The 23,787-nt window shown below is 71.4% G+C and carries 19 protein-coding genes and 2 pseudogenes; 14 read left to right on the top strand and 7 right to left on the bottom strand.

The window, feature by feature from the left end; genetic code table 11:
* The first annotated feature begins 20 nt into the window (after positions 1 to 20).
* The 5 genes from ACT1U9_RS20430 to ACT1U9_RS20410 all read left to right on the top strand — a co-directional run bounded on the left by ACT1U9_RS20430 (position 21) and on the right by ACT1U9_RS20410 (position 5,288).
* Positions 21 to 923 (top strand): sugar phosphate isomerase/epimerase family protein, encoded by a 903-nt coding sequence (locus ACT1U9_RS20430; RefSeq protein WP_444534131.1) that lies wholly within the window; start codon positions 21 to 23, stop codon positions 921 to 923.
* Between the two features lie 2 nt (positions 924 to 925).
* Positions 926 to 1,984: a Gfo/Idh/MocA family protein gene (locus ACT1U9_RS20425; protein ID WP_444534130.1), complete on the top strand. Its 1,059-nt coding sequence runs from the start codon at positions 926 to 928 to the stop codon at positions 1,982 to 1,984.
* Positions 1,985 to 2,310: 326 nt separating this feature from the next.
* Positions 2,311 to 2,514, top strand: coding sequence for a helix-turn-helix transcriptional regulator (locus ACT1U9_RS20420; RefSeq protein WP_444534129.1), 204 nt, complete (start codon positions 2,311 to 2,313; stop codon positions 2,512 to 2,514).
* Positions 2,515 to 2,649: 135 nt separating this feature from the next.
* A complete protein-coding gene (locus ACT1U9_RS20415; protein WP_188278176.1) occupies positions 2,650 to 2,967 on the top strand; it encodes a heavy-metal-associated domain-containing protein in 318 nt (105 codons plus the stop codon).
* 77 nt (positions 2,968 to 3,044) lie between these two features.
* Positions 3,045 to 5,288 (top strand): heavy metal translocating P-type ATPase, encoded by a 2,244-nt coding sequence (locus tag ACT1U9_RS20410; RefSeq protein WP_444534128.1) that lies wholly within the window; start codon positions 3,045 to 3,047, stop codon positions 5,286 to 5,288.
* A 415-nt stretch (positions 5,289 to 5,703) separates the two neighbouring features.
* On the opposite strand, the gene ACT1U9_RS20405 is transcribed toward ACT1U9_RS20410, so the two are convergent.
* Together ACT1U9_RS20405 and recD2 are read right to left on the bottom strand one after the other, a co-directional pair.
* Complete coding sequence (locus ACT1U9_RS20405; RefSeq protein ID WP_361387685.1) at positions 5,704 to 6,993, bottom strand: citrate synthase; 1,290 nt, start codon at positions 6,991 to 6,993, stop codon at positions 5,704 to 5,706.
* A gap of 179 nt (positions 6,994 to 7,172) precedes the next feature.
* Positions 7,173 to 9,389 carry an SF1B family DNA helicase RecD2 gene (recD2, locus tag ACT1U9_RS20400; RefSeq protein ID WP_444534127.1) on the bottom strand — a complete coding sequence of 739 codons (2,217 nt, stop codon included), beginning with the start codon at positions 9,387 to 9,389 and terminating at the stop codon, positions 7,173 to 7,175.
* A gap of 303 nt (positions 9,390 to 9,692) precedes the next feature.
* Here recD2 and ACT1U9_RS20395 point away from each other — a divergent pair, with 303 nt between their 5' ends.
* Positions 9,693 to 10,070, top strand: a complete 378-nt coding sequence (locus ACT1U9_RS20395; protein WP_444534126.1) for a DUF937 domain-containing protein — start codon at positions 9,693 to 9,695, stop codon at positions 10,068 to 10,070.
* A 213-nt stretch (positions 10,071 to 10,283) separates the two neighbouring features.
* Here the strand turns inward: ACT1U9_RS20395 and ACT1U9_RS20390 are convergent, their stop codons facing one another.
* Entirely contained in the window at positions 10,284 to 11,084 is an 801-nt protein-coding gene (locus ACT1U9_RS20390) for an SDR family NAD(P)-dependent oxidoreductase (protein ID WP_444534125.1), read from the bottom strand.
* Positions 11,085 to 11,261: 177 nt separating this feature from the next.
* Positions 11,262 to 12,374 carry a LacI family DNA-binding transcriptional regulator gene (locus ACT1U9_RS20385; protein WP_444534124.1) on the bottom strand — a complete coding sequence of 371 codons (1,113 nt, stop codon included), beginning with the start codon at positions 12,372 to 12,374 and terminating at the stop codon, positions 11,262 to 11,264.
* A gap of 246 nt (positions 12,375 to 12,620) precedes the next feature.
* Between ACT1U9_RS20385 and ACT1U9_RS20380 the strand changes: the two genes are divergently transcribed.
* The 5 genes and pseudogenes from ACT1U9_RS20380 to ACT1U9_RS20360 all read left to right on the top strand — a co-directional run.
* On the top strand, positions 12,621 to 13,745 hold the full coding sequence (locus tag ACT1U9_RS20380) for a Gfo/Idh/MocA family protein (RefSeq protein WP_444539199.1): 1,125 nt from the start codon (positions 12,621 to 12,623) through the stop codon (positions 13,743 to 13,745).
* Positions 13,742 to 14,896 carry a dihydrodipicolinate synthase family protein gene (locus ACT1U9_RS20375; RefSeq protein WP_444534123.1) on the top strand — a complete coding sequence of 385 codons (1,155 nt, stop codon included), beginning with the start codon at positions 13,742 to 13,744 and terminating at the stop codon, positions 14,894 to 14,896. Before ACT1U9_RS20380 ends, ACT1U9_RS20375 begins: the two co-directional genes overlap by 4 nt.
* 26 nt (positions 14,897 to 14,922) lie before the next feature.
* Positions 14,923 to 15,720 (top strand): sugar phosphate isomerase/epimerase family protein, encoded by a 798-nt coding sequence (locus ACT1U9_RS20370; protein WP_444534122.1) that lies wholly within the window; start codon positions 14,923 to 14,925, stop codon positions 15,718 to 15,720.
* Positions 15,721 to 15,860: 140 nt separating this feature from the next.
* Positions 15,861 to 16,349: pseudogene (locus ACT1U9_RS20365) on the top strand (GNAT family N-acetyltransferase); the annotation flags it as partial.
* 5 nt (positions 16,350 to 16,354) lie between these two features.
* A pseudogene (locus ACT1U9_RS20360) lies at positions 16,355 to 17,098 on the top strand (sugar phosphate isomerase/epimerase family protein); the annotation flags it as partial.
* On the opposite strand, the gene ACT1U9_RS20355 reads toward ACT1U9_RS20360, so the two are convergent.
* The gene (locus ACT1U9_RS20355) at positions 17,001 to 17,981 is read right to left on the bottom strand and encodes an EamA family transporter (protein ID WP_444534121.1); all 981 of its coding nucleotides are present in this window, start codon (positions 17,979 to 17,981) and stop codon (positions 17,001 to 17,003) included. The pseudogene ACT1U9_RS20360 and the gene ACT1U9_RS20355 overlap by 98 nt on opposite strands.
* A gap of 111 nt (positions 17,982 to 18,092) precedes the next feature.
* On the opposite strand from ACT1U9_RS20355, the gene ACT1U9_RS20350 reads away from it, so the two are divergent.
* The 3 genes from ACT1U9_RS20350 to ACT1U9_RS20340 all read left to right on the top strand — a co-directional run bounded on the left by ACT1U9_RS20350 (position 18,093) and on the right by ACT1U9_RS20340 (position 21,790).
* The gene (locus tag ACT1U9_RS20350; protein ID WP_444534120.1) at positions 18,093 to 19,013 is read left to right on the top strand and encodes a LysR family transcriptional regulator; all 921 of its coding nucleotides are present in this window, start codon (positions 18,093 to 18,095) and stop codon (positions 19,011 to 19,013) included.
* Between the two features lie 333 nt (positions 19,014 to 19,346).
* The gene (locus ACT1U9_RS20345; RefSeq protein ID WP_444534119.1) at positions 19,347 to 21,158 is read left to right on the top strand and encodes a glycoside hydrolase family 3 protein; all 1,812 of its coding nucleotides are present in this window, start codon (positions 19,347 to 19,349) and stop codon (positions 21,156 to 21,158) included.
* Between the two features lie 65 nt (positions 21,159 to 21,223).
* A complete protein-coding gene (locus tag ACT1U9_RS20340; protein ID WP_444534118.1) occupies positions 21,224 to 21,790 on the top strand; it encodes a hypothetical protein in 567 nt (188 codons plus the stop codon).
* Positions 21,791 to 21,830: 40 nt separating this feature from the next.
* Here ACT1U9_RS20340 and ACT1U9_RS20335 read toward each other — a convergent pair whose 3' ends face one another.
* Together ACT1U9_RS20335 and ACT1U9_RS20330 are read right to left on the bottom strand one after the other, a co-directional pair.
* A complete protein-coding gene (locus tag ACT1U9_RS20335; protein ID WP_444534117.1) occupies positions 21,831 to 23,234 on the bottom strand; it encodes a S28 family serine protease in 1,404 nt (467 codons plus the stop codon).
* Positions 23,235 to 23,354: 120 nt separating this feature from the next.
* Positions 23,355 to 23,747 (bottom strand): hypothetical protein, encoded by a 393-nt coding sequence (locus ACT1U9_RS20330; protein ID WP_444534116.1) that lies wholly within the window; start codon positions 23,745 to 23,747, stop codon positions 23,355 to 23,357.
* Positions 23,748 to 23,787: the final 40 nt, after the last annotated feature.

Here is a 23,787-nt window from a genome sequence, read left to right as displayed (position 1 = left end):
CCCCCGGAAGGCTGGCTCCCATGACGACGGACAGGACTCGTATCCGGATCGGCTCGGCCCCCGACTCCTGGGGCGTCTGGTTCCCCGACGACCCGCGCCAGGTCCCCTGGTCCCGGTTCCTCGACGAGGTCGCGCACGCGGGGTACGCGTGGATCGAACTCGGACCGTACGGCTATCTCCCCACCGACCCGGCACGCCTCGCCGACGAGACCGGGCGCCGGGGTCTGCGCGTCTCGGCCGGGACCGTCTTCACGGGGCTGCACCACGGGCCCGCCGTGTGGGACGCGACCTGGGAGCACGTCGCGGACGTGGCCGAGCTGACCCGGGCCACCGGGGCCGAACACCTCGTCGTCATCCCGGCGTTCTGGCGCGACGACAAGACCGGTGAGGTCCTGGAGAGTCCGACGCTCACCGCCGCGCAGTGGCGCGATCTGGCCACCCAGACCGAGCGCCTGGCCCGCGAGGTGCGCGAGCGCTACGGGCTGAAGATCGTGGTCCACCCGCACGCCGACACCCATGTCGACAGCGAGGAGAACGTGGCGCGCCTGCTCGACGCCACCGACCCCGACCTGGTCAACCTGTGCCTGGACACCGGCCACTACGCCTACTGCGGCGGCGACAGCGTCAAGCTGATCGAGACGTACGGGGAGCGGATCGGCTACCTCCACCTCAAGCAGGTGGACCCGGAGATCCTGGCCCAAGTACACGCCGAGGAGCTGCCGTTCGGGCCCGCCGTGGCGCGGGGCGTGATGTGCGAGCCGCCGACCGGGGTGCCCGCGCTCGAACCGGTCCTCGCGGCCGCCGGGGCGCTCGACGTCGACCTCTTCGCCATCGTGGAGCAGGACATGTACCCGTGCGATCCGGACCGCCCGCTGCCCATCGCCGAGCGCACCCGCGCCTTCCTGCGCTCCTGCGGGGCGTGACCATGACGCAGGGGACGCTGGGTGTCGCGGTCATCGGCACCGGGAAGATGGGCGCGGACCACGTCCGCCGCCTCTCCACGGTCATCGGCGGCGCCCGCGTGGCCGCCGTCGCCGACCTGGACGCGGAGCGCGCCAAGTCCGTGGCCGCCGGAATCGACGTTCCCCAAGCTCTCAACTACGTTCGAGCAGGGGAGGCCCCCATCACGGTCCACACCGACCCGGCGGCCGCGATGGCCGCGCCGGGCGTCGACGCGGTACTGATCGCCTCCTCCGGCCCGGCCCATGAAGCGGCCCTGCTCGACGCGTTCCGGCTCGACCTGCCGGTCCTGTGCGAGAAGCCGCTCACCCCGGACCCGGGCGGGGCGCTGCGCGTCATGGAGGCCGAGCGCCGCCTCGGCCACCGCCGGGTGCAGGTGGGCTTCATGCGCCGGTACGACACGGAGTACGCGGACCTCAAGGCGCTGCTCGACGGCGGCGAGCTGGGCCGCCCGCTGTTCCTGCACTGCCGCCACCGCAACGCCTCCTCCCCGTCCTTCTTCACCACCGAGATGCTGATCCGGGACTCCGTCGCCCATGAGGTGGACGCGGCCCGCTGGCTGCTCGGTCAGGAGATCACCGCCGTCCAGGTGCTCCGCCCGCGCCCGTCCGCGTACGCCCCGGAGGGCTTGGGCGATCCGCAGCTGGTGCTCCTGGAGACCGCCGGCGGCGCGGTCGTCGACGTCGAGATCTTCGTCAACTGCGGCTTCGGGTACGAGGTGCGCTGCGAGGCCGTCTGCGAGCGCGGCGCCGCCTCGATCGGCGCCGGGACCGGCCCGGTCGTGCGCACCGGCGGCCGCGTGGGCGCGCCGGTCCCGCAGGACTTCACGGTCCGCTTCGCCGACGCGTACGACCGCGAGGTCCAGGCGTGGGTGGACGCGACCCGCCGGGGCCGCGTCGAGGGCCCGAGCACCTGGGACGGCTATGTGGCGTCCGTCGTCTGCGAGGCGGGCGTACGGGCCCAGCGGACGGGCGAGCGGGTCCCGGTCGAGCTGGAACGGGAACGGCCGGAGCTGTACGCGTAGGGCGGGCGCTTCAGGCGTAGGGCGAGGCCGGACACGTAAGGCGGGGCCCGATGCGGCGGGGGCGTGCGAGACGCGCACCCCCGCATGCGCGCGCCCGACACCGCCCCGCTCCATTCACCCCGTATGCCACCCCTGTCACAACCATGCGCCCGTCGTCACACATGTCTCGATTACGCGGGTCTTGCGTCACAGACAGTCGACAGCCACACCCCCGCCTTCACTCTGCGTCGTTCAACGGGCACAGGCTGAGTGATTGTCAAGTTCCCGCGCCCGGCTCCCCCGACGGCCACCGGACCGCCGCTGCGGCGCACGCAGGGAGGTGCACCATGACCGACCGACGGCTCTGGTCGTACAAGGAAATCGCCGCACACATCCGCGTCCAGCCGGACACGGTCCGCTCGTACCGCAAACACGGGCTGCTCCCCCCGCCCGACCTGGTCGAGAACGGCAAACCCTTCTGGTACGCGGACACCATCCGCGGCTGGGTCGCGCGCCGCCCCGGGAACCGGAGCACCCGCAAGGACGACTGACCGTGGGACGGAAGCGCCGAGGGGACTGGATTTATACCCCCTAGGGGTATAACGTGTTCACTGTCAGGGCGTCCCGGCTTCCCCGTGGCCCTCTGGTGCACCATGGACCCGTACCGTCCCGAAGAGGAGAACCCCATGACCGCCGAGACCGAAGCCGCCGTCGCCACCACCACGACCGGCTCCTGCTGCTCGCCCGCCGGCTCCTGCCACAGCGACGGCCCGGCCGACGTCCAGCTCGGCTCCGTCACCACCGTCTACCAGGTCTCCGGCATGACCTGCGGGCACTGCGAGGGCGCGGTGTCGAGCGAGATCTCCGAGATCGACGGCGTCGGCTCGGTCACGGCCGTCGCCGCGACCGGCCGGGTGACCGTCGTCTCCGCCGCGCCGCTGGACGAGGAGGCCGTCCGGGCCGCCGTCGACGAGGCCGGCTACGAGCTGGTCGGCCTGGCCTGAGCCACGGTTTCCCTGTCCGGGCCGTACGAGCGACGCATCGGCTCCGTACGGCCCGGCCCCTTTTTCTGGAGCCTCACGTGGACACCGTGAACACCGTGGAAAGCGCCCCACCTCAGCTGGTCGAGCTGACCATCGGCGGGATGACCTGCGCCTCGTGCGCGGCCCGTATCGAGAAGAAGCTCAACCGCATGGAGGGCGTCGAGGCGACGGTCAACTACGCGACCGAGAAGGCGAAGGTCGCGTACGCGACCGGGATCGAGGTCGCGGATCTGATCGCCACCGTCGTCAAGACCGGCTACACCGCCGAGGAGCCACCGCCGCCGGAGCCCGAACCGGTCACCGCCGAGGCCCCGGCCGAGCGGCGCGACCCCGAGCTCGCGGCACTACGGCAGCGGCTGATCGTCTCGGCCCTGCTCGCCGCGCCCGTGGTCCTGCTCGCGATGGTCCCGGCCCTCCAGTTCGACAACTGGCAGTGGCTGAGCCTGACGCTGGCCGCGCCGGTCGTCGTCTGGGGCGGGCTGCCGTTCCACCGGGCCGCCGCCGTCAACCTCCAGCACGGCGGGGCCTCGATGGACACCCTCGTCTCCGTCGGCACCCTGGCCGCCTTCGGCTGGTCGCTGTGGGCGCTGTTCTTCGGGGACGCCGGGATGCCCGGTATGCGCCACGGCTTCGAGCTCACCGCGAGCGGGACGAGCGGCGCCTCCACCATCTACCTCGAAGTGGCCGCCGGGGTCATCTCCTTCATCCTGCTCGGCCGCTATCTGGAAGCCCGCTCCAAGCGCAAGGCGGGCGCGGCCCTGCGGGCGTTGCTCGAACTGGGCGCCAAGGACGTGGCCGTCCTGCGCGCGGGCACCGAAGTACGTGTCCCGGTGGCCGATCTGCACGTCGGTGACCGCTTCGTGGTCCGCCCCGGTGAGACCGTCGCGACCGACGGCACGGTCGTCGAGGGCTTCGGCGCGGTGGACGCGTCGATGCTGACCGGCGAGTCCGTCCCGGTCGACGTGGCCGTGGGCGACCCGGTCACCGGCGCCACGGTCAACGCGGGCGGCCGCCTCGTCGTCGAGGCCACCCGCGTCGGCGCCGACACCCAACTCGCCCGGATGGCCCGCCTCGTCGAGGACGCCCAGAACGGCAAGGCCCAGGTCCAGCGCCTGGCCGACCGGATCTCCGAGGTCTTCGTCCCGGTCATCCTGCTCATCGCGCTCGGCACGCTGGTCGGCTGGCTGCTCGCCACCGACGACATCACCGCGTCCTTCACGGCGGCGGTCGCGGTCCTGATCATCGCCTGCCCCTGCGCCCTCGGCCTGGCCACCCCCACCGCCCTCATGGTCGGTACGGGACGCGGCGCCCAGCTCGGCATCCTCATCAAGGGCCCCGAGGTCCTGGAGACCACCCGCCGCGTGGACACGATCGTCCTCGACAAGACCGGCACCGTCACCACCGGCCGTATGACGCTGTCCGATGTGTACGCGGCCGACGGCGTCGACGAGAAGGAAGTACTGCGGTTCGCGGGCGCCCTGGAGCACGCCTCCGAGCACCCCATCGCCCGCGCCATCGCCGACGCAGCCGTTGCCCGGGTCGGCGAGCTGTCCGCGGTCCAGTCCTTCCGCGCACTGCCCGGACGCGGTGTAGAAGGTGTGGTGGAGGGGCGCGCGGTCTTCGTGGGGCGGGGTGTCGAACTACCCGCCGGGCTCGCCGCCGCCAAGAAGGCCGCCGAGGCCGAGGGGCGCACGGCGGTCGCGGTGACCTGGGACGGAGTGCCGCGTGGCGTCCTGACCGTCGCCGACGCGGTGAAGGTGACCAGCGCCGAGGCCGTCGGGCGGCTGCGCGGGCTCGGGCTGCGGCCGGTCCTGCTGACCGGTGACAACCGGGCGGTCGCCGAATCGGTGGCGGCCCGGGTCGGGATCGCCGCCGAGGACGTGTACGCCGAGGTGCTGCCCGAGGAGAAGGTCGAGATCGTCAAACGCCTTCAGGGCGAGGGGTGTTCGGTGGCCATGGTCGGCGACGGCGTCAACGACGCGGCCGCGCTCGCCACCGCCGATCTGGGCCTCGCGATGGGCACCGGCACGGACGCCGCGATAGAGGCGGGCGACCTCACCCTCGTACGGGGGGACTTGAGGGTCGCGGCCGACGCGATCCGGCTCTCCCGGCGGACCCTGGCCACGATCCGGGGCAACCTGTTCTGGGCCTTCGGCTACAACGTGGCGGCCGTTCCGCTGGCTGCGGCGGGGCTGCTGAATCCCATGATCGCCGGTGCGGCTATGGCGTTCTCATCGGTGTTCGTGGTAACCAACAGCCTACGGTTGCGCTCCTTCACCTGATCTCCACAAAGAGAGCTAGATCACAGAGATTATGAGGTAACCATCGGGCCGGTTCGGGAGTCTAAGTGGGCGATGCCGAGGACGTCTTGGGGGACGTCCATGGAATGTCTTGGGGGACGTTCCAGGCAGCGCGTTGGCCGGGGCACGTACAACGGGGAGCTTTGAGCGGCCCACCCGTTACGTACGTACCCCGGCAGACCGCCAGACCCCCGGCCGGATCCCGTGGGGGGAATCCGCACCGGGCAAAGGGAAGCGCCCCGCCCGCCAACCCGTGGGGGGATTGGTGGGCGGGGCGCTTCTGTATTCGTTTGAGATCCGGCTCCGGACACTCCCAACCCCCCCTAGGGGCGCGGGGAACTGCGCGACCAGCCACGCACGGTCCGCAGCCGAACAACCGCCGCTCCTAGCGGAGCGTTCAGCGGGCCTCGACAGGCACGAAGTCGCGAAGGACCTCGCCCGTGTAGATCTGGCGCGGGCGGCCGATGCGGGAACCCGGCTCCTTGATCATCTCGTGCCACTGGGCGATCCAGCCCGGCAGGCGGCCGAGGGCGAACAGGACCGTGAACATCTCGGTCGGGAAGCCCATGGCGCGGTAGATGAGACCCGTGTAGAAGTCCACGTTCGGGTACAGGTTGCGCGAGACGAAGTAGTCGTCGGAGAGCGCGTGCTCTTCCAGCTTCAGCGCGATGTCGAGCAGCTCGTCGGACTTGCCGAGGGCCGAGAGGACATCGTGCGCGGCGGCCTTGATGATCTTCGCGCGCGGGTCGAAGCTCTTGTAGACCCGGTGGCCGAAGCCCATCAGACGGACGCCGTCCTCCTTGTTCTTCACCTTGCGGATGAAGGAGTCGACGTCGCCGCCGTTGGCCTGGATGCCTTCCAGCATCTCCAGGACCGACTGGTTGGCGCCACCGTGCAGGGGGCCCCACAGGGCGCTGATGCCGGCGGAGATCGAGGCGAACATGTTCGCCTGCGAGGAGCCGACCAGACGCACGGTGGAGGTCGAGCAGTTCTGCTCGTGGTCCGCGTGCAGGATGAGCAGCTTGTCGAGCGCCGAGACGACGACCGGGTCCAGCTCGTACTCCTGCGCCGGGACCGAGAACGTCATCCGCAGGAAGTTCTCGACGTAGCCGAGGTCGTTGCGCGGGTAGACGAACGGGTGGCCGATCGACTTCTTGTAGGCGTACGCCGCGATCGTCGGAAGCTTGGCGAGCAGCCGGATCGTCGAGAGGTGACGCTGCTTCTCGTCGAACGGGTTGTGGCTGTCCTGGTAGAACGTGGACAGCGCGGAGACGACCGAGGACAGCATGGCCATCGGGTGGGCGTCACGCGGGAAGCCGTCGAAGAAGCGCTTGACGTCCTCGTGCAGCAGCGTGTGCTGGGTGATCTCGCTCTTGAACGTCGACTGCTGGTCGACCGTCGGCAGCTCACCGTTGATGAGCAGGTACGCGACCTCCAGGAAGGTCGAGCGCTCCGCGAGCTGCTCGATCGGGTAGCCGCGGTAGCGCAGGATGCCCTGCTCGCCGTCGAGGTAGGTGATGGCGGATTTATAGGCAGCGGTGTTGCCGTACCCGCTGTCCAGAGTCACGAGGCCGGTCTGGGCCCGGAGCTTCCCGATGTCGAAGCCCTTGTCGCCGACGGTGCTGTCGATCACCGGGTAGGTGTACTCGCCATCGCCGAACCGCAGTACTACAGAGTTGTCGCTCACGTCATCCCTCACCGACGTAGTGCCTCTTCTTCGAGGTGCCCTGACTGTCTCTACCATCCCCCATTTGGCTCAGCAGAGTGCACTCGGGGTCGCCCATTGGGCTTATTAGCGGCACTCAGTGCCGTCAACCTGCTCATCCTGCCCCCTTCGCCCCGGTTCTGGAAGCCCCACGTGATGTTTCACACCAAGGCGCCCCCTGACAGCCGATGAGCGAGTGCGGTAAAGCGTCTGCCTGCGGAAACCGTACGCACTGCCTGCCCGATCGCCTTGCGGGAACCCACCAGTACGACCAGTTTTCTGGCGCGGGTGACCGCCGTGTAGAGCAGGTTCCGTTGAAGCATCATCCAGGCGCCGGTGGTGACGGGGATCACCACCGCCGGGTACTCGCTGCCCTGCGAGCGGTGGATCGTCACCGCGTACGCATGGGCCAGCTCGTCCAGTTCGTCGAAGTCGTACGGCACCTCCTCGTCCTCGTCGGTGAGCACCACCAGGCGCTGCTCGTCCAGGTCGAGGGAGGTGACCACGCCGACGGTGCCGTTGAAGACGCCGTTCTTGCCCTTCTCGTAATTGTTCCGGATCTGGGTGACCTTGTCGCCCACCCGGAACACCCGGCCGCCGAACCGCTTTTCCGGCAGCTCGGGGCGGGCCGGGGTGATGGCCTGCTGGAGCAGCCCGTTCAGGTTCCCCGCGCCGGCCGGGCCGCGGTGCATGGGCGCGAGCACCTGGACGTCGCGCCGGGGGTCGAGGCCGAACTTCGCGGGGATGCGGCGCGCGGCGACGTCGACGGTGAGCCTCCCCGCGTCCTCGGTCTCCTCCTCCACGAAGTGGAAGAAGTCGCTGAGGCCCTGGGTGAGCGGCGGGACACCGGAGTTGATGCGGTGGGCGTTGGTGACCACGCCGGACTGCTGGGCCTGGCGGAAGATCCGGGTCAGCCGGACCCTGGGCACCGGGCCGCCGTCGGCGAGCAGATCCCGCAGCACCTCGCCCGCGCCGACCGAGGGCAGCTGGTCCACGTCCCCCACCATCAGCAGATGCGCGCCCGGCGCCACCGCCTTCACCAGCTTGTTGGCGAGCAGCAGATCGAGCATCGACGCCTCGTCGACGACGACCAGATCGGCATCCAGCGGCCGGTCCTTGTCGTACGCCGCGTCGCCGCCGGGTTTCAGTTCGAGCAGGCGGTGGACCGTTGACGCGTCGGCGCCGGTGAGCTCGGCGAGGCGCTTGGCGGCGCGGCCGGTGGGCGCGGCGAGCACCACCTTGGCCTTCTTGGCCCGGGCCAGCTCCACGACCGAGCGCACGGTGAACGACTTGCCGCAGCCCGGGCCGCCGGTGAGCACGGCGACCTTGCTGGTCAGCGCCAGCCGGACGGCCTGCTGCTGCTCGGGGGCGAGCTCGGCGCCGGTGCGCCCGGCGAGCCACGACAGCGCCTTGTCCCAGTCCACGTCCTGGAAGCCCGGCATCCGGTCCTCGCCGGTGCGCAGCAACCGCAGCACCTGGGCGGCGAGGGAGAGCTCGGCGCGGTGGAAGGGGACGAGGTAGACGGCGTTGACCCGGTCGGCCCCGCCCTGCGGCCCCGGGACCGCCTCCCGGACGACGCCCTCCTCGGCGACGAGCTCGCCCAGGCAGTCGATGACCAGCCCCGTGTCGACCTGGAGGAGCTTCACCGAGTCGGCGATCAGCTGCTCCTCGGGCAGGAAGCAGTGGCCCTGGTCGGTGGACTGGGACAGCGCGTACTGCAGCCCCGCCTTCACCCGCTCCGGGCTGTCGTGCGGGATGCCGACGGCCTGGGCGATGCGGTCGGCGGTGAGGAAACCGATGCCCCAGACGTCGGCGGCCAGCCGGTAGGGCTGGTTCTTCACCACCGAGATCGAGGCGTCCTCGTACTTCTTGTAGATGCGCACGGCGATGGAGGTGGAGACGCCGACGCCCTGGAGAAAGACCATCACTTCCTTGATGGCCTTCTGCTCCTCCCAGGCGGCGCCGATGAGCTTGGTGCGCTTGGGTCCCAGGCCCGGCACCTCGACCAGCCGCTTGGGCTCCTGCTCGATGATGTCCAGCGTGTCCGTACCGAAGTGCTCCACGATGCGGTCGGCGATACGGGGGCCGATGCCCTTGATCAGGCCCGAGCCGAGATAGCGGCGGATGCCCTGGATGGTGGCGGGCAGGACCGTCGTGTAGTTCTCCACGGTGAACTGCTTGCCGTACTGCGGATGCGAGCCCCAGCGGCCCTCCATCCGCAGCGACTCGCCCGGCTGCGCGCCGAGCAGCGAGCCGACCACCGTGAGGAGATCGCCCGCGCCCCGCCCGGTGTCTACCCGGGCGACCGTGTAGCCGTTCTCCTCATTGGCATAGGTGATCCGCTCCAGGACCCCTTCGAGCACCGCGAGATTGGACATGATCCGACGCTACCGGCAGGGTCGGACAGCGCGGGATGCCTGTGGATAACTCACTGCGTCCCCCGTGGACAACTCACTGGGTCCCCCGGGAACTCAAGGGGGCCCGGTCCGTATGACCGGGCCCCTCGATTCCCCTCCCCATCCCACCCCACTCGGCACTCCCCGATCCCCCCGGATCCCTCCCCTGGAGCGCCGATGACAAGTACGACACCCGTAACGCCTGAAGGGTTGCACGACTGCGGAAAGTAATTTTTCCGGAATCCCGACATGCCGATGGAGGGGCGCGGCCGTAGCGTTTCGCCCATGAGTGACGATTCCACCTTCGAGCAGGACGTACTGAACGAGCTGGGGGACGACGGGCTGGAGCAGCTCGCCCAGGAACTCGGCACGGACTCCGCCGGGGCGCGGGCGGTCGTGGGCACGGCGGCGTCGGAGCTGGCGGGCGAACTCCCGAGCCTGCCGCCCGAGGAGCCCCCGCTCCAGGGCGTCGCCACCCTGGGCGGCCTCGGCATGGCGGGCGGTGGCGTCACGGCCACGGTCCTGGCCAAGGTCGCGAAGCCGGTCGCGAGGACGGTCTCAAAGAAGACGGGCCTCCCCGAACCCACGGTCACGCGCGCCCTCGAACTCCTGATCCCGGTAGCGCTGACGGTGCTCAGCAAGCGGGCGGCGAAGCGGAAGTAGTGGGGCGCGGGCTGAAGGGGTGGGGGTTCGTCTGCGGGCCGGTGGGGGTTGCTCGCGCAGTTCCCCGCGCCCCTTGAGGGGCGCAGCCACAGAGCAGGGGTGCAGGGGGCGCAGCTCCCGCCCGGGGGTCTGGGGGCGAAGCCCCCAGGAGAACTCCCCCACCTTCACCCCCACCCACCCCCGGAGGGTTTAGGGAAGGGGCGGGGTGGGGGATCACACCGCCTTCAAGAAGCCCCCGTCCACCACGAACTCCGCCCCCGTCGTGCTCCCCGACCGCGGCGACGCCAACAGCGCCACCACATCCGCGATCTCCTCCGGCGTGATGAAGCGGCCGGTGGCGGCGTTAAGTTGGGGGGCCAGGGTGTCGAGGACCGTGGAACGGTCGGCGCCCGCCATCGCCGCGATGGCATCCGCCGCACCGCCCGACCGCGTCCACCACGACGTCCGCACCACCCCCGGCGACACCGTGTTGACCCGGACGCCCCGGGGCGCGTACTCCTCCGACAGGACCTGCGTGAGGTTGGACAGGGCCGCCTTCGCCGCGCTGTACTCCGCGTTGCCCACCGCGGGCTGACGGGCCAGCACCGACGAGATGTTGACGACGGCGCCGCCCCCGGCGAGCAGATGCGGCAGGGCCGCGCGGAAGGCGCGTACCGCCGAGAAGACGTTGAACTCGAACATCGCCGGCCAGTCCGCGTCGGGCGCGTCCAGGAACGAAGCGCGCGGCAGGACCACACCCGGCGGCGGCCCGCCCGCGTTGTTGACCAGGATGTCAAGACCGCCGAACTCCTCGACGGCACGGGCCACCACGCGCGCGGGGGCGTCGGCATCCATGAAGTCGGCCGAGACGTGGACGAGCTCGGGCCGGGCCAGTTTCTCCAGCTCCGGGCTGGAGTTGCGCGAGGCGGCCACCACGCGCGCACCCTCGTCGAGCAGCGTCCGGACGACCGCGAGCCCGATGCCCTTCGAAGCGCCGGTGACCACGGCCGTACGGCCGGAAAGGTGCAGGTCCATGGGGTGTCTCCAACATTCGATGGCGCTCGCCCCGTACGGGCGAGCCGGAGGCCATGGACACGATCCTGTTCCGGCGCGACGCCCACCGCTGGCGGGAATCCGGCACCGAGTTGCCCACCGGGACGGCCAGCAGATCGCGCTACGCGCGCGCCCGTCCCCGCACGCCCGGCCCACGCTCTACGCGCGCGCCCGTCCCGTAGACCCCCGCACCATCAACTCCCCGTGCACCGTGGCGATCCCACCCGGCGGCACCGGCTCCTTGCCCATCGCCAGGCGCCCCGCCCGCGCCCCGGCCTCGTACAGCGGCAGCCGTACGGTCGTCAGCGCGGGCACCGCGTCCATGCTGAACGGGAGGTCGTCGAAGCCCGCCACCGAGACCTCGCCGGGGATGGACAGGCCCCGGTCGCGAAGCGCCGCGCAGGCACCCAGCGCGACCGTGTCGTTGGCCGCGACCACCGCTGTCAACTCCGGGTCGCGCCGCAGGAGTTCAAGGGTCGCGTCGTACCCGGACCGGCGGTCGTACGAGCCGTGCACCACGGGCCCGTGCGCCGCACCCGCCGCCGCGAGCGCGGCCCGGTGGCCCTCCAGGCGGTGCCGGGTCGTGGTGCGCTCCTCGGGGCCCGCGATATAGCCGATACGGCGGTGGCCGAGGGCGAGCAGGTGCTCGGTCAGGCGCTGACTGCCACCACGGTTGTCGAAGGTCAGCGTGGCGGCGACGGGCCCGGTGGCGCCAACTCCCGTGCTCGCACCCGTCGTCGGTCCGGCAGAACCATCCCCCGCCCCCACCCCCTCCACCGGCCACGAGACCGGCGGCCGCCCGCACAGCACCACCCGCGTCCCCGCCTCCGCAAGGCGTCCCAGCTTCGCCGCGACCGCCGCCGCGTGCTCGGGGTCCTCAAGGGCCCCGCCCGTCACGATCACCGCAGCCGCGCGCTGGCGCTGGAGCAGCGTGAGATAGGTGAGTTCGCGTTCGGGCGAGCCACCCGTGTTGCAGACGACCGCCAGTTTCTCGCGGGCCCCGCGCTCGCCCCCGATCTCGGACTGGGCCGCGCCCGCCATGATCCCGAAGAACGGGTCGGCGATGTCGTTCACGAGTATGCCGACCAGGTCGGAGGTGGCGGCGGCGAGTGAACTGGCGGGCCCGTTGAGGACGTAGTCGAGCTCGTCGACGGCGCGCAGGACGCGTTCGCGGGTCGCCGCGGCCACCGGATAGTTGCCGTTGAGCACCCGCGAGACGGTCGCCGGGGACACCCGGGCGCGCGCCGCCACATCCGCCAGGGTCGTTGTCATCTCTGCCTCCGCCGAACCTCTCGTGGACCGCCGCGCGCCTCTTGTCCGCGGCGCTCTGCGCAGGCTAGCGTCCCTCCTTGCAGAAAGCGCTTACTGCCGCGTCTGCAAAAGGCAAAAGCCGCGTGGCCACCGGCCGTTGCGGGCACATTGCCACGAGCCCGGAAGGGACGTCACGTGACAGACAGGACCGCGACGGACAAGGCCGCGCCCCTCACCACCCCGCCCCGCAGGACCGTCCGCATCGCCATGAACGGCGTCACCGGCCGCATGGGCTACCGCCAGCACCTCGTACGCTCCCTGCTCGCCCTGCGCGACGAGGGCGGTCTCGACCTCGGTGACGGCACGGTCCTGTGGCCGGAGCCCGTCCTGGTGGGACGCCGGGAGTCCGCGCTGCGGGCCATCGCCGACAAGCACGGCCTCGCCCACTGGTCCACCGACCTGGACGCCGTACTCGCGGACGACAGCGTCGAGATCTACTTCGACGCCCAAGTCACCGCCGCCCGCGAGGAGTCGATCCGGAAAGCGATCGCCGCCGGCAAGCACGTCTACACCGAGAAGCCGACCGCGACCGGGCTCCCCGGCGCCCTGGAGCTGGCCCGGCTCGCCACCGCCGCCCGGATCAAGCACGGCGTCGTCCAGGACAAGCTCTTCCTGCCGGGCCTGCTGAAGCTCAAACGGCTGGTGGACAGCGGCTTCTTCGGGCGGATCCTGTCCATCCGGGGCGAGTTCGGCTACTGGGTCTTCGAGGGCGACTGGCAGAGCGCGCAGCGCCCGTCGTGGAACTACCGCGCCGAGGACGGCGGCGGCATCGTCGTCGACATGTTCCCGCACTGGGAGTACGTGCTGCACGAGCTGTTCGGGCGCGTCACCTCCGTACAGGCGCTGGCCACCACGCACCTCGCGCAGCGCTGGGACGAGCGCGGCAAGCCGTACGACGCGACCGCCGACGACGCCGCGTACGGCATCTTCCAGCTGGCGGGCGGCGCGATCGCCCAGATCAACTCGTCCTGGGCCGTCCGCGTCCACCGCGACGAACTCGTCGAGTTCCAGGTCGACGGCACCGAGGGCTCGGCCGTGGCGGGGCTGCGCGAGTGCCGCTTCCAGCACCGCTGCGCGACGCCCAAGCCGGTGTGGAACCCGGATCTCCCGGCGACGGAGGCGTTCCGCGAGCAGTGGCAGCCGGTCCCGGACAACGAGGACTTCACCAACGGGTTCAAGGCGCAGTGGGAGCTGTTCCTGCGGCACGTCTACCTCAACACCCCATACCAATGGGATCTGTTGGCGGGTGCGCGCGGGGTGCAGCTGGCCGAGCTGGGGCTGCGGTCGTCGGCCGAGGGCCGCCGTATCGAGGTGCCGGAGATCTCGCTGTGACGATCCTGCTGCCCCGCTCCGACGGCTCGCTCGTACGGTACGAGCCCCGCCCCGACCCGATCGCGTTCACGCCGGGCGGCCCGCCGGTCTCCCGTACGGTCTTCGCGGCCGCCCACGTGGTCGCCGACCCGTACGCGGACCCATATACGGATGCGACCTCGGCCGTCGACTGGGACGCCACGCTCGCCTTCCGCCGCCACCTGTGGTCGCACGGGCTCGGTGTCGCCGAGGCCATGGACACCGCACAGCGCGGTATGGGTCTGGAGTGGGCCGGGGCCGCCGAGCTGATCCGGCGCTCGGCGGCCGAGGCGAAGGCGGCCGGGGGCCGGATCGCCTGCGGGGTGGGCACCGACCAGCTGACCGGCCCGGCCACACTCGCCGAGGTGACGGCCGCGTACGAGGAACAGCTCGCGCTCGTGGAGGGCGTCGGCGCGCAGCCCGTCCTGATGGCGTCGCGCGCGCTCGCGGCCGTGGCGCGCGGGCCAGAGGACTATCTCGCCGTGTACGGGCGGCTGTTGGAGCGGACCGAGCGGCCGGTGATCCTGCACTGGCTCGGCCCGATGTTCGACCCGGCCCTCACGGGGTACTGGGGCTCGCCCGACCTCGACCTCGCCACCGAGACCTTCACGAAGATCATCGCCGCCCACCCCGGCAAGGTCGACGGCATCAAGGTGTCGCTGCTCGACGCGGCCCGGGAGGTCGCGCTGCGGCGACGGCTGCCAGAGGGCGTGGCGTGCTACACCGGCGACGACTTCCACTACCCGGGGCTCATCGCAGGCGACGAACAGGGCTTCAGTCACGCCCTGTTGGGGATCTTCGACCCGCTCGCGCCGCTGGCCGCGCAGGCCGTACGGGCGCTGGACGCGGACGACCCGGACGGCTTCCGGCGCCTCCTCGACCCCACCGTGCAGCTCTCCCGCCATCTCTTCGAGGCGCCCACCCGGTTCTACAAGACGGGCGTGGTCCTGCTCGCCTGGCTGGCGGGGCACCAGGACCACTTCACCATGGTGGGCGGCCTCCAGTCGGCGCGGCCGCTGCCGCATCTTGCACGAGCATACGAACTGGCTGACGGGCTCGGCTTGTTGCCCGACCCCGGGCGGGCCGAGGCCCGGATGAAGAACCTGCTGAACGTGTACGGAGTCGACCAGTGAGCCTTTCCCGTCTCAGCCTCAATCAGATGACCGTCAAACAGTTGCCGCTGCCCCAACTCGTGGACACCTGCGCGCGGCTGGGCGTACCCGGCCTCGGACTGTGGCGCGAGCCCGTGCGGGCGTACGGCGTGGAGGCCGCCGCGAAGCTCGTCCGGGACGCGGGGCTGAGCGTCACCTCGCTCTGCCGGGGCGGCTTCTTCACCACCGCCGAGCCCCACGCGCGCGTAAAGGCGCTCGACGACAACCGGGCCGCGATCGACGAGGCGGCGACGCTCGGCACCGACACTCTGGTGCTGGTCTGCGGCGGGCTGCCCGAGGGGAGCCGGGACCTGGCGGGGGCGCGCGAGCGGGTCGCCGACGCGCTCGCCGAACTCGGCCCCTACGCGCGCGTGCGGGGCGTACGCCTCGCGATCGAACCGCTGCACCCCATGTACGCGTCCGACCGCTGCGTCGTGTCCACCCTCGGCCAGGCCCTCGACCTCGCCGAACGCTTCCCGGCCGAGGAGGTGGGGGTCGTCGTCGACACGTACCACGTGTGGTGGGACGACCTGGCCCCGGCGGCCGTCACGCGCGCGGGGGCCGCCGGCCGCATCCACGCCTTCCAACTCGCCGACTGGGTCACACCGTTGCCCGAGGGCGTACTGACCGGGCGCGGCCAGCTCGGCGACGGCTCCATCGATCTGCGGGACTGGTGGCAGCGGGTGGACGCGGCCGGGTACACGGGCCCGGTCGAGGTGGAGCTCTTCAACGAGGCGCTGTGGCGGCGGGACGGGGCGGAGGTCCTGCGCGAGACGGTCGAGCGGTTCCGGTCGTGCGTGCCGTGACGCGCGCGTGTGCCGTGTCCGCGTGTGATGGCGTACGCGATGCCCTACGGGGCGCGTCCGCCTGCGATCCCGTACGCGATGTCGTACCCGCCCGGCATACTGGCCCCGTGTCCGACACACACGCCACTCCCCCTCCCCCCGAACCCGTCCTGCGGGACCCCCGTCCGGGGGACCTGGGCTGGGTGGTGCACCGGCACGGCGCGCTGTACGCCGCCGAGTACGGGTGGAACGCCGAGTTCGAGGGCATGGTCGCCGGAATCGTCGCCGGCTTCACCCAGGACCACGACCCGCACCTCGAACGCGTCTGGATCGCCGAGCTGGACGGGCGGCCGGTGGGCTCGGTGATGTGCGTACGCGACGACGCCCCCGGCACCGCCCGGCTGCGCCTGCTGCTCGTGGAGCCCGAGGCGCGCGGCCATGGGCTCGGGGACCGGCTGGTCGGCGAGGTCGTCGCGTTCGCCCGCGAGGCCGGGTACCGCGATCTGGTGCTCTGGACCTACGACGCGCTCGCCATCGCCCGCGCCCTCTACCAGCGGCACGGGTTCACCCTGGTCACCGAGGAGGCGCACCGCTCGTACGGCGCCGACCTGGTCGGCCAGGACTGGCGGCTCGGCCTGAAGGACCGGTGAGAGCGGTGCGGTACGCGTTCTCCACGCTCGGGGTGCCGGGACTGCCCGTCCCCGAGGTCGCCCGGCTCGCCGCCGCGCACGGCTACCAGGGCGTCGAGCTGCGCGCCCACCCCGAGGAGCCCGTGCACACCGGTGTCGGGATGCGCGAACGGGCCGCTGCCGTACGCGAGTTCGCGGCGCAGGGTGTGGACATCCTCGCCGTCGCGGGGTACGCGCGCGTGGCCGGTCCCGGCGACTCCGAGCGGCTCGACGAGCTGGTGCTCCTCGCGCACGACCTCGGCGCCTCGTACGTACGCGTCTTCCCCGGCGGCGACGGCTCCCCGAACGACGACGGCATCGCGGTGCGGCGGCTGCGGGAGGTCGCGGCCCTGGCCGCCGAGCGCGGCGTACGCGTCCTGCTCGAAACGCATGACTCGCACCGCACGGGCGCGGCAGTCGCCCGCGTCCTGGACCGGGTCGGCGCGCCGGAGATCGGCGCCCTGTGGGACGTGATGCACACCTGGCTCGGCGGCGAGAGCCCGTCCGCCACCCACACCGCACTCGCCCCGCACCTCGGATACGTACAGGTCAAGGACATCGCGTCGGCCGAGGACACCACCCCGCTGCCGCTCGGGGCCGGGGTGCTGCCGCTCGCTGCGTGCCTGGCGCGGCTCAGGCCGGACGGCTGGCTGTGCTGGGAGTACGAGAAGCGGTGGTATCCGGACGCGGCGGAGCTGCCGGGGCTGCTGACGGCCGGGCGGGAGCATCTGGACACGCTGCTCGGAGCGTCAGGAACCGAGGCATCCGGGACAGTGACGTCAGCGCCACCCCGCCCACCAGCAGCACCGCCGCGCACCACCGCAGCGGACTGACCGGCTCGCCCAGGAACAGAGCGGCCGACGACATCCCGAAGACCGGCACCAGCAGGCTGAACGGCGCCACCGACGACGCCGGGTGGTGGCGCAGCAGATAGCCCCAGGCGCCGAAGCCGAAGACCGTACTGCCCCAGGCGACGAAGACGAGCGCGCCCGCGCCGCTCCAGTCGAACGACCGCAGCGCCCCCGCGTCCCGGCCCGGGCCCTCGAAGAGCAGGGAGAGGCCGATCAGGGGCAGGATCGGGACGGTCGAGACCCACACCATGAAGTTGAGCGCGTCGGGCGGGGCGGCCTTGCGGGTGAGGACGTTGGAGACACCCCAGCAGGCGGCGGCCGCGACGGTGAGGCCGAAGCCGAGCAGGGGGCCGCTCGCGCCCTCGTCCACGGCGGCGACCGCGATCCCGGCGAGCGCGACCAGCATGCCCAACAGGCGGGTGCGGCCGGGCCGTTCACCGAGGGCCACCATCGCCACGACCGCCGTGAACACCGCCTGGATCTGGAGCACCAGCGAGGAGAGCCCGGCCGGCATCCCCTGGTTCATACCGGTGAAGAGCAGCCCGAACTTGGCGACCCCGAGGACGAGACCCACCGCCACGATCCACTTCCACCCGACCTTCGGGCGCCCCACGAAGAACACGGCCGGCAGCGCCGCGACCAGGAAGCGCAGGGCGGAGAAGAGCAGCGGCGGGAAGTGGCCGAGGCCGACCTCGACGACCGTGAAGTTCACTCCCCAGACGGCGGTGACCAGCACGGCGAGTGCGATGTGTACGGGACGCATGCGTTGAGGATCTCCGGGCGGACCATGTAGCACCAGCGCGGATTTCTTCATGGTTGGATTGAGCATACGTAATGAGTTGCCGTAAAGGGATCTTCGGAAAGTGAGGCCGTCGTGCTCGATCTCGCCCGGCTGCGCGCGCTGCACGCCGTCTCCGTCCACGGGTCCGTGGCGGCCGCCGCCACCGCCCTCGGCTACACCCCCTCCGCCGTCTCCCAGCAGATCACCAAGCTGGAGCGGGAGACCCGCACCACGCTCCTGGAGCGGCGCGGGCGCGGGGTCGCGCTCACCGAGGAGGCGCTGCATCTCGCCGCCACCGCACAGGAGTTGCTGGCGCTCGTCGAGCGGGCCGAGACCACCCTGGAGGAGCGCCGGGGGCTGCCGACCGGACGCCTCACGGTCGCCGCGTTCGCCACGGCGGCGCGCGGACTGCTGCCGGGCGTGCTGGCCCAACTCGCCCGCGAGCACCCGGACCTGGACGCCCGGCTGTCCGAGATCGACCCGCATCTGTCGATCGACCTGGTGGCGAAGGGCGTCGTCGATCTGGCGGTGACGCACGACTGGGACATCGCGCCGCTGCCCGCTCCCGAGGGCGTGGAGCACGCGGTGATCGGCGACGATATGTGCGACCTGCTCGTACCGGAGGACCACCGGCTCGCCGGGCGGCACTCGGTGCGCCGCGCCGAGCTCGCCCGGGAGCACTGGATCTGCCAGCCGCCCGGGTCGGTCTGCCACGACTGGCTGGTGCGGACGCTGCGGGCCGACGGATGCGAGCCGGATCTGCGCCACCAAGCCGCCGAGTACCACACCCAACTCGCCCTGGTAGCCCATGGGTTGGGCATCGCACTGATACCCCGCCTCGGCCGGGGTCCACTGCCCGACGGTGTGGTGGCGGTGCGGCTCGACCCCGCTCCGGTGCGCCGGTTGTACGCCCTGTGGCGCACGGGGGCCGCCCGCCGCCCGGCCATCACGGCGGCGGTCGCGGCGCTCCAGTCGCAGTGGCCGACCGCCGCGCCGCCTCCCGTACAACTCTGATCACACCGGGAGACTTCCGTACCGAATTCTCCGAATCGGGCCCCGGCCGGGAACCCACCGGGGGCGGCGATCGTCCAACGTCCGTACTGCCGGTGAGTCTCCGCAATGCGGTGTCGGCGATCGCTGCTGGCTGCGAACGGCCGACTCCCCTCTCCAACCGCCTGCGGCCGGCAGCACACCGCCACCGGTGCGCCCCCCTCCGACTGCGCCGGTGGCGGTCCCTTTTCCGGGCCCAGTACGAGGCCTTCGATGCGCGCCCTCTTGACCGGTAATAACTTTCCGGTTATCCGTTCGGCGTTGGAAGTTTCTTCCACGCCTACGGATGGAGCGCACGTGTCGCACCGCACCTCCAGACGCACCCTCCTCACCGCGACCGCCGCCGCAGGCGCGGCGGCCGCCCTCGGGCCCGCGATCCCCGCGTACGCGGGACAGTGGACCGACCACGACCGGCTGCGGCGGATCATCGCCCGGATGTCGATCGAGGAGAAGGTCGGCCAGCTCTTCGTGATGCGGGTCTACGGACATTCCGCGACCGCACCCGACCAGGTGGACATCGACGCCAACCTGAGCGAGATCGGCGTGCGCACCGCCGCCGAGCTCATCGCGAAGTACCACGTCGGCGGCATCATCTACTTCACCTGGGCGCACAACACCCGCGACCCGCACCAGATCGCCGACCTCTCCAACGGCATCCAGCGCGCCGGGCTCGCCCAGCCCACGCCCGTACCGCTGATCATCGCCACCGACCAGGAGCACGGCATCGTCTGCCGCGTCGGCCACCCCGCCACGCTCTTCCCGGGCGCGATGGCGCTCGGCGCGGGCCGCTCCGCGCGCGACGCCACCACCGTCGGACGCATCGCCGGGGCCGAGCTGCGCGCGATCGGGATCCGGCAGAACTACTCCCCCGTCTCGGACGTCAACGTCAACCCGGCCAACCCCGTCATCGGCGTACGGTCCTTCGGCGCCGATCCTGCGGCCGTCGCGCGGATGGTGGCGGCCGAAGTACGCGGCTACCAGGGCGCCGGAATCGCGGCGACCGCCAAGCACTTCCCCGGGCACGGCGACACCACCGTCGACAGCCACACCGGCATCCCGATCATCACCCACACCCGCGAGCAGTGGGAGAAGCTGGACGCGCCGCCGTTCCGGGCCGCGATCGCCGCCGGGATCGACTCGGTGATGACGGCCCACATCCAGTTCCCGGCGCTCGATGCGACCAACGACCCGGCGACGCTCTCGCACCCCATCCTCACCGGCATCCTGCGCGAGCAGCTGGGCTTCGGCGGCGTGGTCGTGACGGACGCGCTCAATATGCAGGGCGTGCGGGACAAGTACGGCGACGACCGGGTGCCGGTGCTGGCCCTGAAGGCGGGCGCCGACCAGCTGCTCGACCCGCCGAAGCTGGACGTGGCCTGGAACGGGGTCCTCTCGGCGGTCCACAGCGGCGAGCTCACCGAGGCCCGCCTCGACGTATCGATCCTGCGGATCCTCGAACTCAAGGAGCGGCGTGGCCTGTTCAGCCATCCGTACGTCTCGCAGCGCGAGGTGGACCGGGTGGTCGGCACCCGGCCGCATCTCGCCGCCGCCGACGCGGTGGCCGAGCGGACCACGACGCTGCTGGTCAACAAGGGCGGGCTGCTGCCGCTGTCACGGAAGCACCGCCGGAACATCCTGGTGGTGGGCGCCGACCCCGCGTCGCCGTCGGGGACGACGGGCCCACCGACAACGGTCCTGACCAAGGCATTGACCGAACTGGGCTTCACAGCAAGCGCATTGCCGACCGGTTCGCTGCCCTCGCAGGCCCAGATCGACGCGGCGGTGGCGGCCGCGCGGGGCAAGGACGCGGTGGTCGCGGCCACCTACAACGCGGGGCCGGGCGGCGCGCAGTCCAAACTGCTGGCGGCGCTGGGCGCGACCGGAGTGCCCGTGATCCACCTGGCGATCCGCAACCCGTACGACATCGCGTACCTGACGGGATACACGGCGTCGCTCGCCACCTACTCCTGGACCGACGTAGAACTACGGGCTGCGGCACGGGTGTTGGCGGGCAAGGCGGCGCCGGTCGGGCGGCTGCCGGTGGCCGTGCCGCGCGGGGACGATCCGACCCAGGTTCTGTACCCGATCGGCTACGGACTGTCGTACTAGAGATACCCCTCGCATCCCCTGGCGAGCCGCCCGGGCCGCAGGTCACGCTGGTGCGGGGGTCGGTCATGCGCGCGTACGGTTCGGTCAGGGCGGTTCTGGCGGTGTCCGCCGCCCTGTTGCTCACGGCGGGCTGCCAGCGGGCGGCGGGCGGCTCGGCGGAGCGCGTACCGCCCGCGCCTTCGGAGGCGACGTTCCTGGGGCCCGGGGCCTGCGCGGCACACGGGCAGGCGTTCACCGAGGTCCCCTGCACCAGCGAACGCGCGGTGGCCCGGGTCTCGGTCCGCCGCACGGGCACGGCACACACGGCCGCGGGCTGCCCGCTGAACACGGACTTCGTCCTGTACATCGACGCCCGGGCCACCCCGGGCTACGCCTGCATGCGCAACCTGGAGTCCCCGCACCCCGGCGACCCGGGCATGGGCGGCGGCCCCTTCACCGTCGTCGGTGACTGCGTGTACCAGGCGGGCGAGGGCCAGGTGAAAGAAACACCGTGCGACGGCTCGGGCCCCGAGCCCCCGGGCTTCAAGGTGACGAAGGCGGTCACCCGCCGCACCGACTGCCCGCCGACGACGGCGATGTACGTGGAACTGACGGGCGGGGCGCAACGGGTGGGGTGTGCGCGGCGGTTGTGAGGCGACAGGGGCCCGGGGACGCATCCCCGGGCCCCCTCACTCACGGACGCAGCGTCTGCTCGCGCTCCGCCTGCGGGCGGTCCAAGCGCGCGTCGTACGACGCCAGCGGCTTCGGCGTCGTGGCGGGCAGGCCCGCCCAGCGGAGGATCGCCGAGGTCGCCGTGGCCTTCTCCGCAGCGGCCAGACCGGCGACCTTGGAGCCGTGGTTGCCGCCCGCCACCGTGTAGACGTACGAGTCGCGCGAGCCGGAGCCGAGGCGGAAGCGCTCGGCGCCCCACGGGTCGTTCTGGCCGTACACGTACAGCATGTGGTCGGCGTGGTGGCGCACCCAGCTGTCGATCTGCGGCATCACCCACGGCTGGAACCGCATCGGGATGCTGCGCGGGACGAAGTTGCGCGGCGGCTGGTAGCCGTAGCGGCTCAGACCGCCCAGCCAGGGCTGCTTGATGGTGGGCGAACCGAGCTGGGTGCCCGCCTGGTAGTAGTACGGGGTGTACTTCTCCAGGCCCTGGTCGACATAGGAGTCAAAGCCGACGATCTTGTTGACGGAGTCCCAGATCGCCTGGTCGGTGGCGTGCGGCGCGTCCGCCGGGATGGTGCCGCAGTCGGAGAGCAGGCTGTACTGCCAGAACGTCCACACGTAGTCGAGGACGACCGCCTCGTACGCCTTGTCGAGCGTGCCGACCGTGGTGAACGTGTACTTGTTGTCGGTCGCGTACTGCGCCAGCTTCTTCTCCAGCGGCTCGCGGCGCACCAGCGCCTCGCGCTGCACGGCCTCCAGCTTGTCGCGGCACTCCTTGGTGCCTACGGTCTGGAAGAAGCGGTCGTACGCGGAGTCCTCGTCGTTGACGACGTCGTTCGGGGCGACGTACGCGACGACGCCGTCCATGTCCCTGGGGTAGTAGCGCTTGTAGTACGTCGCCGTCATACCGCCCTTGGAGCCGCCGGTGGTCAGCCAGTTCTTGCGGTAGACCGGCTTGAGGGCCTGGTATATGGCGTGCTGGTCGCTGGCCGCCTGCCAGATGTCGAGCTTCTTCCAGTCGGCCGGCTGCGGCCGGGACGGGGTGAAGTAGCGGTATTCCACCGAGACCTGGTTGCCGTCCACGATCTGGGTCGGCTCGCTGCGGCTCGGGTTGGTCGACACGTTGTAGCCGCTGGTGTACATGACGGTGGGACGGCCGGTGTCCTTGTGCAGCAGGGTGACGCGCTGCTGGAAGGTGCCCTGCGAGGGGTGCCGGTGGTCGACCGGCTGGGTGAAGTCGAGGACGAAGTAGCGGTAGCCGGCGTACGGCTTCTCCTCTATGAGGCTCACCCCGGGTATCGCCAGGATGCGGTCCTTGATGTCCGGCTCGGCGGCGGTGGCCGCCCCGGCGGTGGCTCCCGCCACGCTCACCGTGCCTATCAGCACGACGAGCGAAAGGAGCCATCTGAGCGTCTTGCGCATGCGTTCTCCCCTGTGGTCACGATGTTTCGCGATCGTCGTGAACCTAACGGGAGCAACACCCGCACCACCAGACCCAGTTGTCCCACTGGGCCTGGCATCGTTGTCAACGGCGGCTGAGTATCAGCACAAGATCCATCCTGTAGATGCCCCGGATCCCGCGACCGAACCCGACGCCCGTACACAGCGGTTGATCGCGTGCACCGTGACCGGGCCCGCCTGCTGGGTGAACAGCCCGCTGTCGGAGACCGGGCCGCCGCCGCGCGCCTGGAGCGTGACCGCCATCTGCCGTCTGGCGCCGGGCGACTTGGCGACCGTGACCGCGCAGGCGTAGCCGTGCGTCTTGTAGACCCGCAGCTCACCGGTGGCGAACGGGACCGTCTTGACCTGCCGGCCGCCGCACGCGGCCGCCGCGTCGGCGCTGCCGGTGCCCGGCCCGAGCACGATCAGGGAACCCGTCGCCAGAAATACGGCAAGCCCCCAGCCCGCCCGCCTGTGAGACCCCCCACCGAACACGCTTGCCTCCTTCCGTCACATGAACGTATGTGTGTACGGA

Source organism: Streptomyces sp. BR1 (genome assembly GCF_052373795.1).
Taxonomy (GTDB): Bacteria; Actinomycetota; Actinomycetes; order Streptomycetales; family Streptomycetaceae; genus Streptomyces.
This window is presented reverse-complemented; position numbering and strand designations above follow the sequence as displayed.

Bases quoted from the DNA above. Each gene is read 5' to 3' on its own strand.
- ACT1U9_RS20420 (WP_444534129.1), top strand. From the start codon at position 2,311: ATGACCGACCGACGGCTCTGGTCGTACAAGGAAATCGCCGCACACATC.
- ACT1U9_RS20425 (WP_444534130.1), top strand. From the start codon at position 926: ATGACGCAGGGGACGCTGGGTGTCGCGGTCATCGGCACCGGGAAGATG.
- ACT1U9_RS20340 (WP_444534118.1), top strand. From the start codon at position 21,224: ATGCGCGCGTACGGTTCGGTCAGGGCGGTTCTGGCGGTGTCCGCCGCC.
- ACT1U9_RS20415 (WP_188278176.1), top strand. From the start codon at position 2,650: ATGACCGCCGAGACCGAAGCCGCCGTCGCCACCACCACGACCGGCTCC.
- ACT1U9_RS20430 (WP_444534131.1), top strand. From the start codon at position 21: ATGACGACGGACAGGACTCGTATCCGGATCGGCTCGGCCCCCGACTCC.
- ACT1U9_RS20395 (WP_444534126.1), top strand. From the start codon at position 9,693: ATGAGTGACGATTCCACCTTCGAGCAGGACGTACTGAACGAGCTGGGG.
- ACT1U9_RS20385 (WP_444534124.1), bottom strand. From the start codon at position 12,374: ATGACAACGACCCTGGCGGATGTGGCGGCGCGCGCCCGGGTGTCCCCG.
- ACT1U9_RS20380 (WP_444539199.1), top strand. From the start codon at position 12,621: ATGAACGGCGTCACCGGCCGCATGGGCTACCGCCAGCACCTCGTACGC.
- ACT1U9_RS20355 (WP_444534121.1), bottom strand. From the start codon at position 17,981: ATGCGTCCCGTACACATCGCACTCGCCGTGCTGGTCACCGCCGTCTGG.
- recD2 (WP_444534127.1), bottom strand. From the start codon at position 9,389: ATGTCCAATCTCGCGGTGCTCGAAGGGGTCCTGGAGCGGATCACCTAT.
- ACT1U9_RS20370 (WP_444534122.1), top strand. From the start codon at position 14,923: ATGACCGTCAAACAGTTGCCGCTGCCCCAACTCGTGGACACCTGCGCG.
- ACT1U9_RS20390 (WP_444534125.1), bottom strand. From the start codon at position 11,084: ATGGACCTGCACCTTTCCGGCCGTACGGCCGTGGTCACCGGCGCTTCG.
- ACT1U9_RS20335 (WP_444534117.1), bottom strand. From the start codon at position 23,234: ATGCGCAAGACGCTCAGATGGCTCCTTTCGCTCGTCGTGCTGATAGGC.